Origin of the sequence: Flavobacterium praedii (assembly GCF_026810365.1) — a bacterium.
GTDB lineage: Bacteria > Bacteroidota > Bacteroidia > Flavobacteriales > Flavobacteriaceae > Flavobacterium > Flavobacterium praedii.
In genome coordinates this window covers 1,057,647-1,073,590 of record NZ_CP113948.1, presented here as the reverse complement: position 1 = coordinate 1,073,590, position 15,944 = coordinate 1,057,647, and the positions used below count along the sequence as shown (strand labels likewise).

Annotated in this window: 7 protein-coding genes; 5 read left to right on the top strand and 2 right to left on the bottom strand. The window is 31.5% G+C overall.

Annotated elements, in window-relative coordinates; translation table 11 throughout:
* The first annotated feature begins 511 nt into the window (after window positions 1–511).
* The 5 genes from rpsA to OYT91_RS04590 all read left to right on the top strand — a co-directional run bounded on the left by rpsA (window position 512) and on the right by OYT91_RS04590 (window position 11,743).
* The gene (gene rpsA / locus OYT91_RS04610; protein ID WP_269222827.1) at window positions 512–2,290 is read left to right on the top strand and encodes a 30S ribosomal protein S1; all 1,779 of its coding nucleotides are present in this window, start codon (window positions 512–514) and stop codon (window positions 2,288–2,290) included.
* Window positions 2,291–2,424: 134 nt separating this feature from the next.
* Window positions 2,425–4,737, top strand: a complete 2,313-nt coding sequence (locus OYT91_RS04605; protein ID WP_281239704.1) for a DUF7619 domain-containing protein — start codon at window positions 2,425–2,427, stop codon at window positions 4,735–4,737.
* A gap of 276 nt (window positions 4,738–5,013) precedes the next feature.
* The gene (locus OYT91_RS04600; RefSeq protein WP_281239703.1) at window positions 5,014–8,511 is read left to right on the top strand and encodes a gliding motility-associated C-terminal domain-containing protein; all 3,498 of its coding nucleotides are present in this window, start codon (window positions 5,014–5,016) and stop codon (window positions 8,509–8,511) included.
* A gap of 30 nt (window positions 8,512–8,541) precedes the next feature.
* Entirely contained in the window at window positions 8,542–9,477 is a 936-nt protein-coding gene (locus OYT91_RS04595; protein WP_281239702.1) for a PorP/SprF family type IX secretion system membrane protein, read from the top strand.
* 10 nt (window positions 9,478–9,487) lie between these two features.
* A complete protein-coding gene (locus OYT91_RS04590; RefSeq protein WP_281239701.1) occupies window positions 9,488–11,743 on the top strand; it encodes an OmpA family protein in 2,256 nt (751 codons plus the stop codon).
* Window positions 11,744–11,852: 109 nt separating this feature from the next.
* Here the strand turns inward: OYT91_RS04590 and pheT are convergent, their stop codons facing one another.
* Together pheT and OYT91_RS04580 are read right to left on the bottom strand one after the other, a co-directional pair.
* Complete coding sequence (gene pheT / locus OYT91_RS04585) at window positions 11,853–14,273, bottom strand: phenylalanine--tRNA ligase subunit beta (protein WP_281239700.1); 2,421 nt, start codon at window positions 14,271–14,273, stop codon at window positions 11,853–11,855.
* Between the two features lie 316 nt (window positions 14,274–14,589).
* Window positions 14,590–15,903: a TolC family protein gene (locus OYT91_RS04580; RefSeq protein WP_281239699.1), complete on the bottom strand. Its 1,314-nt coding sequence runs from the start codon at window positions 15,901–15,903 to the stop codon at window positions 14,590–14,592.
* Window positions 15,904–15,944 lie beyond the last annotated feature (41 nt).

Sequence of the window (15,944 nt, the reverse complement as noted above, 5' to 3'; positions counted from 1 at the left end):
ACAGTAAAAATTTTAAATAAACCCGTCTCGTTCTAAAAAACGAGACGGGTTTTTAGTTAAGACTTTTCAAAACTAAAGGATAATTTTGTCAAAATTTTGAACTTTGACAAAGATTACTGAATTAACATGCTCTCGTTTTTGAAATTGTTTTTTTTATTGCCGATACATCACAATATTGCCTAACTAGCCCAGATGGGAGGGAAAATCCTTTTATAAGCTTTGTCAAAGCTCAAAACTTTGACTAAGCTTATAAAAGATTGGAAGGACAGCGGGAACTATACCTCCAAAAACGCCTAATTTTTCGCTCCAAAACCTTTTATTGCTTCTTTTTGTGTTCCTAATAAATATCTCGCTTTAAATATTTTGCCATATTAAATAAATGAATTACTTTTGCACACCTTTTGGTGGATAGGAGTTTCCTTTAGGTATCAACAATTTAAGTAAAACAACTTCTGTTTTTTCTATCGCTTTGAGAAACTCAAGAAAAACAGAATACAAATTTTTTATCAGCATGTCTGAACAATTAAAATCACAAGAAGAGTTTTTAGCAAATTTTAACTGGCATAACTTCGAAGAAGGTATCGATGCAGTAGATGAGAAAAACTTATTAGAATTCGAAGAACTAGTATCAAAAACTTTCATTGCAACTGACCAAGAAGAAGTAGTTGAAGGAGTAGTTGTAAGAATCACAGATAGAGACGTTATCGTTGATATCAACGCAAAATCGGAAGGTGTTATTTCATTAAACGAATTCCGTTACAACCCAGCTTTAAAAGTAGGTGATAAAGTAGAAGTATTAATTGACATCCGTGAGGACAAAACTGGTCAATTAGTATTATCTCACAGAAAAGCACGTACTATCAAATCATGGGATAGAGTTATTTCGGCTAACGAAACAGGAGAAATCGTTAATGGTTTTGTAAAATGCAGAACTAAAGGTGGTATGATCGTTGACGTTTTCGGAATTGAAGCTTTCTTACCAGGATCTCAAATTGATGTTAAACCAATTAGAGACTACGATGTATATGTAAACAAAATGATGGAATTCAAAGTGGTAAAAATCAACCACGAATTCAAAAATGTTGTTGTTTCTCATAAAGCGCTTATTGAAGCGGATATTGAAGTACAGAAAAAAGAAATCATCGGTCAATTACAAAAAGGACAAGTATTAGAAGGTGTTGTTAAAAACATTACTTCTTATGGTGTGTTTATTGACTTAGGTGGTGTTGATGGATTAATTCACATTACTGACCTTTCTTGGAGTAGAATCAACCACCCAAGTGAAGTTCTTGAATTAGACCAAAAATTAAACGTTGTAATCCTTGATTTCGATGATGAGAAAACAAGAATTCAATTAGGATTGAAACAATTGAACGCTCACCCATGGGATGCTTTGAATGCTGATTTAAAAATTGGTGATAAAGTAAACGGTAAAGTAGTTGTAATCGCTGATTACGGTGCATTTATCGAAGTTGCTGAAGGTGTTGAAGGTTTAATCCACGTTTCTGAAATGTCATGGTCAACTCATTTACGTTCTGCTCAAGATTTCGTAAAAGTTGGAGATGTTGTTGAAGCTGTTATCTTAACATTAGATAGAGATGACCGTAAAATGTCATTAGGTATCAAACAATTGACTCAAGATCCTTGGACTGATATCACTGCTAAATACCCAGTAGGTTCTAAACATACAGGTATCGTTAGAAACTTTACAAACTTTGGAATTTTCGTAGAATTAGAAGAAGGAATTGATGGATTAATTTACATCTCTGACTTATCTTGGACTAAGAAAATCAAACACCCATCTGAATTTGTAAATGTTGGTGAAAAACTTGATGTTGTAGTATTAGAATTAGATGTTGATGGACGTAAATTATCTTTAGGTCACAAACAAACTACTGCTAATCCTTGGGATCAATACGAAGATTCTTTCGCTGTAGGAACTATCCACAATGGTGAAATTTCTGAAATCGTTGACAAAGGAGCTACTGTAGAATTCGGAGATGATATCGTTGCTTTCATTCCTACTCGTCACCTTGAAAAAGAAGACGGTAAGAAATTGAAAAAAGGTGATACTGCTGATTTCAAAGTAATTGAATTCAACAAAGAATTCAAAAGAGTAGTTGCATCTCACACTGCTATCTTCCGTGAAGAAGAAGAGAAAAACGTGAAAGCTGTAACTGAAAATACTTCATCTGCATCATCTACAAACGCACCAGCTGCAACTTTAGGAGATAACAATGATGTATTGGCTGCATTGAAAGCTAAAATGGAAAAATCAGAGAAAAAATAATTTCTTGATTTTTTGAATATAGAAAGCCCCACAGCAATGTGGGGCTTTTTTTTTGTAATTATTATATTTTTTTTAATAAGAAAAAGTGTTAAATAATTTCAAAAGTATATATTTGCTTTTCTAAATATTTACTTATGAAAAAAATCTACTTTTTAGTTCTGGCTTTTTGTTTTTTTAATGGATTGAGTGCACAGATTATTAATTTTCCCGATGCATCATTTAAAAATAATGTTGTAAATTATTATGCTGTTAAGGGTATTAATGGAGAAGATATTAAACTTGATAAAAATGGGGACAAAGAAATTGATGTTATTGAAGCGTTAGATGCGTATGGCATTGTTGAAGAAAATCATCCCTATATAACTGATATAACAGGAATAGAATATTTCACTAATCTCAGGTCTCTTAAAATACAAGGGAATGTTAACCTTAAAAAAATTAATATTTCAAATTTAAAAAATTTACAGTATTTAGATTGCAATTCTACTCGTTTAAATATGTTAGATCTTGCTGGGCTTTCAAAGTTAACTTATTTGAACTGCTATAATAATGGAATTGCTAAATTAGATTTAACAGGACTTACCGCTCTTAAAAGTTTAAATTGTGCACATAATGCTCTTAACGATTTAACAATTGCAAATTTACCTTCCTTGGAGACAGTTCATTGTGTAGGATTTAATGAATCAAATAGCTATATAATCTCAACCACTTTATTATTGCAAAATCTACCAAGTCTAATAGATATTGATTGTAGAGGTTCAAATATTTCTGATTTAAAAATGTCAGGAATTGATAAATTGGAATATTTAGATTGTAGAGACAATCAACTTACAACACTTGATGCTTCTGAAATGCATAGTGCTAAAATCATTTATCTTTCCAATAATTATCTATTAAATTCTGTATTTGTAAAAAACGGAAGTTACGAAAGTATATATGTAGGAAATAACATAGGTGAAAATTTATTAAAATACATTTGTGTAGATGAATTTCAATTAGAAAATATGAAGGCTGGAATGGATTATAACTATCCTGAATTAAGAGGTAAATGTGTGATAAGCTCCTATTGTACTTTTATACCAGGCGGAATATCTTATAGTATAAATGGTAGTCAGAAATGGGATTCTAATAATAATGGATGTGATAATGAAGATCCTATATATCCATTCCTGAAATTTAATATTACAAACGGAATAATAACTCAAGATTTCATAAGTGATAAATCAGGAAACTACAACCTTCATCCTCAAGAAGGAAAACATATTATTACCCCTATTATTGTAGAAAATTCATCATTTTTTAGTGTATCACCTTCAACAGTAAATGTTGATTTCCCATCACAAACGAGTCCATTTATTCAAGATTTTTGTATTACTGCAAATGGTGTACATCCTGATTTAGAAATCACCTTAATTCCATTAGAAGTGGCTAGACCTGGTTTTGATTCAAAGTATAAACTAGTTTACAAAAACAAAGGAAATGTAGCTCAATCAGGAACTGTTAATTTATCTTTTGACGATGCTGTTTTGGATGTAGTGGTTTCGAATCCTATAGTTTCTAGTCAAAACACAAATAGTTTATCTTGGAATTTCTCCGATTTAAAGCCATTTGAAACTCGTGAAATTACCTTTACTTTAAATGTAAATAGTCCGATGGAAACTCCAGCAGTAAATAGCGGCACTGTTTTGCATTATACAGCAACAGTAAACTCAGCTGATGTTGATGAAAATCCAAATGACAATATGTTTGTTTTGAATCATACAGTTGTAGGTTCTTTAGATCCAAATGACAAAACGTGTTTAGAAGGTGATGTTATTACTCCGAGTTTAATTGGTGAATATGTACATTATTTAATCCGTTTTGAAAATACTGGAAATTATGCTGCACAGAATATTGTTGTAAAAGATATGATTGACTTATCAAAATTCGATATTTCGACTTTGGTTCCAAATGATGCCAGCCATTCGTACATCACTAAAATTTCTGACGGCAATAAAGTGGAGTTTATTTTTGAGAATATTAATCTTCCTTTTGATGATGCCAACAATGACGGTTATATTGCTTTTAAGATCAAAACCAAATCGACTTTGAAAGTAGGAGATTCATTTGATAATGAAGCTAACATCTATTTTGATTATAATTTCCCTGTGTTAACTAATAAAGCGACAACTAAATTTGCGACAACTTTAGGAACACAAGACTTTGAATTTTCTAATTATTTTAAAGTGTATCCAATTCCAGCAGATGAAGTTTTAAACATTTCTGAAATTCAGAATGTCGAAATTCAATCCATTGCTGTTTATGACATTTTGGGACAAATGGTAATTGCGCTTCCTAATTTAAAAAATACTTCAAAAATTGATGTATCTAATTTAAGTTCTGGAAATTATTTTATAAAAATAAAATCAGACAAAGGAAGTTCAAGTATGAAGTTTATAAAAAACTAAATTTTAAAAAAATCAGAAAAAAAATAATTTCTTGATTTTTTGAATATAGAAGGTCCCACAGCAATGTGGGGCTGTTTTTTGTGCTATATTTAATCACAATAAATTTCAGTTCTTATATTACTATTAAATGACGAAAGTATAATTATTTATATCAACTACTATTTTGAATTATTTCACTAAAGAATGTATTATTAAAAAAAAATATCTTAAATATTAAGTTAAATGTATGTTAAGTTATGAGAAAATGTTTATTTTTGGGAAAATCCTACATTTTATATGATTCCAAAACTATTTTCGTCAAAACATTTTATATGCTACGTTTGTTTAAGTTTCTATATATTTTTTTTATGCTCTACAAAAGTAAATGCGCAATGTGCAGGAAATGACAAATCCATTGATGTTTGTGATATTACAAATCCTGCTAGTCAAAATATTGATCTTAATCTAATATTAGACTTAGGTCATACTCTTGGAGGAACATGGAAAGATGATGATAAATCAGGAGGATTTGATAAAACAACGGGTATTCTAAATGCACAATTAATCAGAAAAAGTGGTGTGTATCATTATACTTATACCGTTACTGGAGTTTCTGGTTGTCTTGATAACACTGCCATTGTAACCGTTACCATTGGAGGATACACAGGGGTACCTGCGCTCAATTCTTCGATTTGTAATGCCAATATGGCCTATAATTTATTTGAGGCTTTTAATGGTAGCTTTCTAGCACCTCAGTCTGGAGGCACTTGGGTTGGAAATACAAGTGCTGTGGGTTTAACCAAAAATATTCTAAATGCTACAAATTTAAATTATGATACTACTTACGAATATACGTATTCAATACCCGCTATAGGTTCTTGTGCGGCACCTCCTGATGCTAAAGTTTTTGTTACAATTTATCGTTCTCCGGAACCTGGAATTCCTACTGATTTAAGATTGTGCTCTAATGGGTTAAGTTCTTATACCAATTTTAATTTAAATGATCTATTAACAGGTGAAGACCAAGGTGGAGTTTGGACCGAAGTCTTAACTGATGAAATTGACAATAACGACGATACAGATTCTACTGTTGATATCCAAAATATTTATAATACCAAAGGTCCAGGAAGTTATCGTTTTACGTATACGGTATTCACAGATAATAATGTTTGTGATGATGAAACCTCGAATGTCGATATCACAATAGAAAAACTACTTGATTATACAGGAGCCACTTTAAACTTAAATACTCCAATTTGTGAAAATGAAATTGCAACAACTGCATTTTCTGGAACTATACAAAATGTTACAGATATTCCAGACGGAACCTATTCCGTGACCTATACAATATCGGGTAATGGATCACCAATAACTAAAACTAGTAGCTTTTTTAATAATGTTTTGACTTTTCCAATTGATAGAAGTAATTTTTCTGCTTCTGGAGATTATACCATAACCGTTACAAATATTGTTAGTGGGTCAACACTTAATATTTGTAACAATATAATTCCGTTAATTTCAGGAGTGATTCAAATTAACCCAATTCCTAAAATTAACAATGCGACACTAACGATTAATCCTGTATGCCAAAATGAAGATGTAACAGTAGCTTTTTCGGGAACTTCAAATCTTACCGATGGGACTTATGATATTTTATACAATTTGACAGGATTAAATATAATAAGTGGAGTTTCGGGTGTTATGAATGTTATTGGAGGAGTTTCTTCTTTTCCAATTTCAAGTGGTTTAATACCTAAATCAGGTAAAACGACTGTTACCATTACCAAAATCACTAATACTACAACTGGTTGTACCAATTTGTCGACATTGAATAAAGAATTTACTGTAAATCCTTTACCTGATGTTTCAAATTTGACCATTGTCATAAAAGATATTTGTCAAGGACTGCCTGCAACAATTGACCTGACTGGCTTAGGTTCTTTGACGGATATTTCTATAGATTATTTAATTTCTGGAGTCAATTCTGTATTAACTCAAACTTTAGCGTTGACTGTTGTTGGAGGCACAAAGAGTTTTGTTATTCCAGCGGCAGATATTCCAAATGTTGGATTGAAGACATTTACTATTACCAAAGTGACCAATGTATTAACTGGTTGTTCGATTACAACATTAATTCCTAAAGATTTTACTGTAAATCCAATTCCAGCAATTCCTGTTGCAATTGACCAAAATTTTTGTACTGCTGATACTCCAACAGTTGCCAATTTACAACCACAAGGTGCACAATATCAATGGTTCGATTCTGCATTAAGTACAGTTCCATTAATAAGTACAACTCCATTACTATCTGAAAATTACATTGTAAAAGACGTAAATGCGTTGACAAAATGTGAATCTCCTTTACAAATGATTGCAGTACAAATCAATAGTACACCACAAATCAATAATGCAACACTTACAATTTTGCCTATTTGCCAAGGATTCAATGCTATGGTCAATTTTTCTGGAGCTTCCAATTTGGCGGACGGGAATTATGATATTCTTTACAATTTAACAGGCGCTAATATTGTTTCAGCCAAATCTGCAATTTTAACTATTGCTGGCAGTTTGGGATCATTTCAAATTGCGTCCAACTTAATTGCAAATGCAGGAAATACTACGCTATCAATTACCAATATTACAAATTCATTGACACTTTGTACCAACAGTTCTACTCTAACGAAAGTTTTTGTTGTCAATGCGGTACCAGATGTCACAAATATGGTTGTGAATGTCAAAGATGGATGTTTGGGTCAAAACGTAAATGTTGATATTACTGGATTGGGAACTTTAACGAATATCACATTGAGCTATGCTGTAAATGGAGCTAATACAATAGGTTCTCAAACAGTTTCTTTGGCAGTAAGTGGGGGTAAAACAAATTTTTTAATTCCAGCATCTTCGCTTTCAGCAAATGGCAATAATACTTTGAATATAAATAATTTAACCAATGTATCAAATAGTTGTTCAGCACTATTTCCAAGTCCAATATCCAAAAGTTTTGATATAAATACAATACCTAATATTCCAATTGCAACTGATCAAAAATTTTGTGAGACAGATTTAAAAACGGTAGCCAGTTTAAATCCAAATGGGAATCAATACAAATGGTATGATTCACTTTCTAATTCAACACCATTGGCTAGTAATAAACTTTTGGTTTCAGGTACTTATTATGTAAAAGAAGCTAATGGTACAACTGGATGTGAATCAGCTGCGGCTTCAATTAATGTGTTTATAAATGTTGTGCCTTCTCCAACTTTAAATCAAAACGGGCAAAAATTTTGCGGAATAGATAAACCTACTATTCTTAATTTATCAAACAATACAAATTCGAATAGTAATTTAACCTGGTATGATTCAGCTACAAATGGCACGGTACTGACTAATAGCGAGTTGCTTTTGGAAGGAACAACTTATTATGGTTTTAATTTAGATACAAATACAAACTGTTATTCCAATCCATTGGTAGCAACGGTTACTCTAACCGATTGTACCGCAACAGAAGATAACTTCTTGATTCCTGATGGATTTTCACCAAATGGAGATGGAGTAAATGAAACCTTTGAAATAGTTGATATCGAATTTTTATTCCCTAATTATACTTTAGAAATTTACAATCGCTATGGCAATTTGATGTTTAAAGGCAATATCTACAAACCTGCTTGGGACGGAAAAAATTCCAATTCCAGCTTTATTAATGGTGACGCACCAACAGGAGTTTATTTTTATGTTATCAATTATAATAAAGACAATTTGTCTCCAAAACAAGGCCAACTTTATTTAAACCGATAATTCAATTTTTTACTTATAAAATTTATTCTAATGAAGAAAATAATACTTCTAGTGTTTTTTTTCCTTTCTATACTAAAGGCATCCGCACAGCAAGACCCTCATTTTACGCAGTATATGACAAATATGAGTGCAGTAAATCCAGCCTATGTTACCAATACACCTTCCATACTTAATTTAGGAAGTTTGTATCGTTACCAATGGTCTGGAATTAAAGGAGCCCCAAAAACGCTAACACTCTTTGCTCATACACCAATAAATGAAAAGATAGAAACAGGGTTCTCTTTAATTTCTGATGATATTGGTGATGGCGCCAAAAAGGAAACCAATTTCTTTGCTGATTTTGCCTATATCCTTCAATTGAATGAAAAACAAAAAATTTCATTTGGACTAAAAGCTGGTTTTTCTTCCATAAGCACCAATTTTAATGGCTTTCAATTGAATAGTGGTAATATTTCTACCGATGATGCATTTTCTCAAAACACAAATGAAACAGTACCCAATATCGGAGTAGGAGGGTATTATTTTACCGATAATTATTATGTTGGTATTTCAATACCCAACTTGCTTTCGGCAGAACATATCAAATCAAGAGCTCCTATTAATTCGTTTGGACCACAAGAAATACATACTTATTTTACTGGAGGTTATGTTTTTGATATTGATGAAAACTTCAAATTCAAACCTGCTTTTATGTCCATTTTTGTAAAAGGCGCTCCGGTTTCTGTTGACCTGACAGCCAATGTGTTATACAATGAAAAATTTGAACTTGGAGCAGCTTATCGATTTGGTGATTCGGTTAGTATACTAATGAATGTCAATGTAACACCTAGTTTAAGAATAGGGTATTCTTATGATTACACCACCTCAAATCTAAGTCAGTTTAATTCGGGTTCTCACGAAATTGTACTCTTATACAATTTGGATTTATTGGGTAAAGGGTATGATAAATCACCTAGGTTCTTCTAAAAAAGTAAACATGAAATATATATACATACTCCTTTTCGTATTTTCAATCCAATTTGCAAAAGCCCAAAAGCAGGATTTGCAAAGGGCAAATGTTTTATTTGGTAAAACCTATTATAGCGCTGCTATTCCTTTGTATGAAAAGGTAATGGTTAAAAATCAGAGCGTTGATGTAATTCAAAAACTAGGTGATTGTTATTATTTTACTAATGATTATAATAAAGCTCAAGAACAATATTCCTTATTAGCTCAAAACAAAAATTTGGACGAAGGATATTATTTTAGATATTCTAAAACGCTGAAAGCCAGGGGAAAATACGCAGAAGCAAATGATTTAATGCGAAAATTTTATTTGGGTTCAAATAATAAAGCAGCGATTGAAAAATTAGAAAGGGATATAAAAGAACTTAAAAATGTGACTGCTATTGGCGAACGATTTTCGATTCAAAATTTGGCATTAAACACAAAAAAATCAGAATTTGGAGGGGTTGTTTTGGGGGATAATTTAGTATTTGCAGCGGTTAAAAAGAAACCAACTCTATTGGACAAAAAGTACAAATGGAATAATGAATCATATCTTAATTTAGTTAGTATTTCATTAAAAAATATAAATGCAAATGATTCTATAGTAAGCTATTTTTCTAAAGATTTAAAATCGCCTATGCACGAATCTAATGCTATTTTCACCAAAGATGGCAAAACAATGTATTTTACTCGAAACAATTCTAATAATGGAAGAAGAGGAAAGAATGCAGACAAAATTTCGAATATTCAGATTTTTAGAGCTGAGTTAGTCAACGGCAAATGGATCAATATTAAAACTTTGCCTTTCAATAGCCCAGATTATTCAGTCGAACATCCTGCCTTAAGTCCAGATGAAAAAACATTGTATTTTGCATCGGATATGCCTGGAACATTGGGCTCATTGGATATTTTTAGCGTAACAGTAGATGGTTTTAGTTTTGGTACTCCAATAAATTTAGGAGATAAGATAAATACATCCAAGAGAGAACAATTTCCATTTATTTCCAAAGACAACAAATTGTACTTTTCTTCCAATGGGCTTGAAGGTTATGGTGGTTTGGATATTTTTGTTTCCGATATTCAAAGTAATTCGTATTCCAAAGCTTCAAATGTAGGATTACCTGTAAATTCGGGTTATGACGATTTTGCTTATTATATTGATTCGGACTCCAAGGAAGGTTATTTTTCATCCGACAGGCTAGGAGGTAAAGGGAAAGATGATATTTATTCTTTGAAAGAAACCAAAGATTTACTGATTGAAGATTGCAAACAATATATTGCTGGTGTTATTACTGATGTGGATTCCCATTTAGCACTTGAAAATGCAATTGTAATTTTGAAAAACACTTCGAATCAAGAGCTGGAAAAAGCAATAACTTCAGCCGATGGGAAATTTAGTTTTACAATAGAATGTGAATCCAATTATTCGGTATTTGCTACCAAAGAAAATTATACTGAAAATTCAAAAAGCTTCAATATTTCAGGAGAAAGAAACAAAGTAAATGATGGTTCTATGGAAATTCGTTCCTTAGAAATTATCAAAAAGGAAGAGCAAGTGGCTTTGGATAAAAAAGTTGCTGCCGATTTACTTATAGCGCAACAATTGAAAGCTGCCGAATTGGTTGCTTTGGAAAAGAAAAAGAAAGTAGATGCAATTGCTCTACAGGAAAAGAAAATAGCTGATGTCAATGCTCTAAAACTAAAGAAAAAAGAAGATGCTATTGCACTTGAAGCGAGGAAATTGGCAGATATAGCAGCAGTGCAACAATTGAGAAAAGACAAATTGATTGCAGATCAAAAGGCTAAAGAAATAGCAGAAGCCAAGAAAAAAGAAAAAACAGCTGCCATTGTTGCCGCCGAGAAAGATGTTGTAAAAGATAGAGACCGTTTAATCATCAAGACCGATCCAATTTATTTTGATTATAATATGTGGTATATTCGAAAAGAATCCAAAAAAATATTAAATCGTGTGGTGGAACTGATGAATAAATATCCAGAAATGGTGGTTGAAATTGGTTCGCATACTGACAATCGCGGGAATGATAAATTCAACAAAGACCTTTCTCAAAAAAGAGCAGATGCTACAAGAACCTATATTTTGGAACAAGGAATACCAAAAAATAGAATTTCTGCCAAAGGTTATGGTGAATCGGTTCCAATTGTAAAATGCATTCCAGAAGATTCCTGTGATGAAGAGCAACACGAATTAAACAGAAGAAGTGAATTTGTGATTAAGAATTTGTAATTTATCAAAAAAAACGACACCCATTTCACAGATTGGCACAGATTTTAAGATATAAAAAAAACCTAATTTCTTAATTGAAATTAGGTTTTTCATAAATAGTAAAAAGATTTTATCTCAAACTTGCACCAAGTTCTGTTTCAAAATTCTTTTTCAGTTTATTCATAATTTTGTCAATTTGAGCATCTTCTAGCGTTTTGGTTGTATCTTGTATGATAAAACTCAAAGCATAGGATTTTTTACCTTCTGGTAAATTTTGTCCTTCGTAGACATCAAATAAATTAATATCTTTTAACAATGCCTTTTCGGTTTGTCTTGCAATATTATAAATTGAATCATATGATACACTTTGATCTACTAATAAAGCCAAATCTCTGCGAACTTCAGGATATTTTGGAATTTCAGTGTATTTAATTTTACTAGACATTAATTTTAAAACTATAGCCCAATTAAAATCGGCATAGAAAACTTCTTGTTTGATTCCGAAATGTTTTAGAACTGATTTCTTAACAACACCAAATTCAACCAAAATATCACTACCTATTCCTAAAGCAATTCCTTCTGAAAACACATCTGTATTTACTGCAACATTTTTTGCATTTGAAATCCCTAATCTTGATAAAATTCCTTCAATATATCCTTTGAACAAAAAGAAATCGGAAGGTTTTTGGGGACTTGCCCAATTCTCTTGGTTTCTATTTCCTGTTTGAAATAATGTTAAATGTTTAATTTCCTCATAACCGGATAGGAATTTATGATACGATTTCCCAAATTCAAATAATTTTAAATCGGAATTTTTTCGGTTAATGTTATACGATATAGCTTCCAATCCAGAAAACAATAAAGATTGGCGCATTGTTGCCAAATCACTACTCAATGGATTTAGCATTGTCACATTATACTCTTCTTTTAGCATTTCAGAAAGTTGTACATAAGAAGCTGTTGTCAATGAATTGGCCATCATCTCATTAAATCCTTGTGAGTTTAATTGAGAAGCAACAATGTTTTGCACTTTATAATCCTCATTTCGTGGAGAATTTGAAACGGTAGCATTCAATTTTTTGGAGAACAGAATATTATTATATCCGTAGACTCTCAAAATTTCCTCGATAACATCGATTTCTCTTTGTACATCAACTCTATAAGCAGGAATAGTCAAACCCAAACCAGCATCTGAAATACTATTTACTTTAATTTCTAACGAAGCTAAAATTTGTTTAATTGTATCTTTAGGCAATTCTTGTCCAATAATTCTTGCTACATTTTTAAAATTTAAAAACACGGCAAAATCTTCGATCTTCTTTTGGTATATATTAACAATGTCAGATGTAATTTCCCCCCCCGCTACTTCTTGTATTAATAAGGCTGCTCTTTTTAAAGCATATTCTGTTATTGTTGGATCAATACCTCTTTCAAATCGAAAAGAAGCATCTGTATTTAATTGATGTCTTTTGGCTGATTTTCGAATGCTTACTGGATTAAAATAGGCACTTTCAAGGAAGATAGAATTAGTAGTTTCAGAAACTCCAGATTTTTTACCACCAAAAACACCAGCGATACACATAGGGCCTTTTTCGTCACAAATCATTAAGTCTTCTTCATGCAAAGTTCTTTCTATGTCATCTAATGTTGTGAACTTTGTTCCGCCCGGAAGGGTTTGCACTATGATTTTTCCAGTAATTTTTCCAGCATCAAAGGCGTGAAGAGGTTGACCTAAATCATGTAATACATAATTAGTGACGTCAACAATATTATTCTTTGGATTGATTCCAATTGCTTTTAATCTATTTTTTAACCAATCTGGAGATTCTTTAACAGTAATTCCTGAAATAGTTACTCCACAATATCTTGGAGCCAATTGAATGTCTTTTACATCAACATCAATTTTTAGAGTTCTTTTATCGACTCTAAAATTACTTACCGATGGAGTAATTAATTCTACATTAATACCTGTTTGGATTAATCCAGCCCTTAAATCACGTGCTGTTCCAAAGTGACTCATTGCATCTGCACGGTTTGGTGTTAAACCAATTTCGAAAACTTCGTCATTTTCAATTTTAAAAACTGTAGAAGCCAATGTACCAGCTGGAATTGCATTATCAAGCACCATAATTCCTTCATGACCTTCGCCAAGACCCAATTCATCTTCGGCACAAATCATTCCATGGCTTTCTTGTCCTCTTATTTTTCCTTTTTTAATGGTAAAAGAACTTCCATCTTTATCATATAATACAGTACCAATAGTAGCTACAGGCACTTTTTGTCCCGCGTCAACATTACTGGCACCACAAACAATTTGCAAAGGAACTCCATCTCCAAGATCAACAGTGGTTATTTTCAATCGATCGGCATCCGGGTGTGGAATACAAGTAAGAACATGTCCCACTACAATTCCTTCCAATCCACCTTTTACGGATTGGTATTTTTCTACGATTTCAACTTCAAGTCCTAAATCAGTAAGCAATGCAGCTGTTTCATCTGATTTCCAATCTATTTTAATGAACTGTTTTAACCAGTTATATGATATTTTCATGCGAAGCTAATATTTGTTTTTTATTTAATAAGTACCACTACTATTGATTCCAGGTTGTTTTGGAATAATTGTAATTAAATTGTAAAATTTTTAAGACTGCAAATATAATCAATGTTTCTTGAGGGTCAAAGCTAGTTTGTATCAAAGTTTAAAACTATTACAACAAAGTTCAACGCTGTATTTAAATTTTTTCCTCAACATGTTTTTTTATATTTTTAATTTTTAATGTTGTTGAACGCGATTAATAAAAACCAAAAAAAGCATCAAATTCTATAGAAAGGTTATAAGAATCGGGTATTTTAATTAAGAAAATCTCTTAAAACTGAAGATTTCCTGCGAGTTCCCTTAAAGTAATTTCGGATAATTTTGCTTGAAATTGTGCTGTACTCAAACGAATTTTTGAATTGATATAATTCAATTGAGCGGCTCTAAATTCAACAGAAGTTATTGTTCCTATTTTGAATTTTTCGGCTGTAATATCTAGATTTTGTTTTGAAATGGCTGTATTGTTTTCTTCTAAATCAATCAAATCTAAATTGGTTAAATAAATTTGAAAAGCCACTGTCAAGTTACTCTGCAAGTTAATTGTTTGCTGTTCAATTACTAACTTTGAATTTTCTACTTGCATTTTAGCAATTTTTTCATTTCTGTTTTGAGCATTTCCATCAAATAAATTTAATGAAGCTGTAAAACCATAATTCAATCCGCGCGCAGAAGATTGGGTATTAAAACCAAGGCTAGAAGTTGATTCATTAAAATTGTATCCCGTATTTACTTGTACAATTGGATAGCGATCCGCTTTAATTTGCTTTAAATCCAATTCTGATACCTTTTTATTAATGATTTGAATAATCAATTCAGGGTTTTGTTTTTCTGCCAATGCTAATAATTCTGATAGCTGTAATTTTCTATCAACGGTTATATTCTTAGAAACAATAAAATCGCTTTTTAAATCTCTAGCCAATATTTTATTTAAAAGTGTTTTTGCGTTGGCATAAATCTGTTTTTCTTTTAATAAATTTCCAAGATCGGTATTCAAATCAACTTGAGCATTTAAAACATCCAGTTTTGAACCTTTTCCTATGGTATAACGATTTTTTGTGAATTCTAATCTTTTCTTGGAAATTACTATTGTAGAATCCAAATCTTCTAGTTTTTGTTGTTCTTGAATCAAATCATAATAAACAGAATTTACACTACTTACGGTATTTACAATAGTCTTTTTTAACTGTGCATCGCTCAAATTTTGTAATTCTTTCAATTGATCGAATCGGGCAAACATTTTTAAACCATCAAAAATGGTCCAGTCTAAACCTACACCATAATTTAAATTATTATTCTGAGCATTTTTTAATTCAACTGTAGTACCATCTAAACGAGTTTGCGAAGTATTTTGAACACTTTTATTATCAGATGCATTGGCGCTAATTGATGGTAGCATTCCGGCATTACCAATGGCAACATTGGTTTTATCCATTTTTAAATTATTGTCGGCAATTTTTATTTCATAATTGTTTTCCAATGCAATTTTAATGGCATTTTCTAATGTTAAAATTCCTTGTGCATTTCCTATTGCAAAGCAAAAGAAAAGCAACAGTAGACTTCTAAAAAATAGTTTGGTATTTATCATAATTATTTACTTTCATTTATATTATCAAAGAATTGATTTTT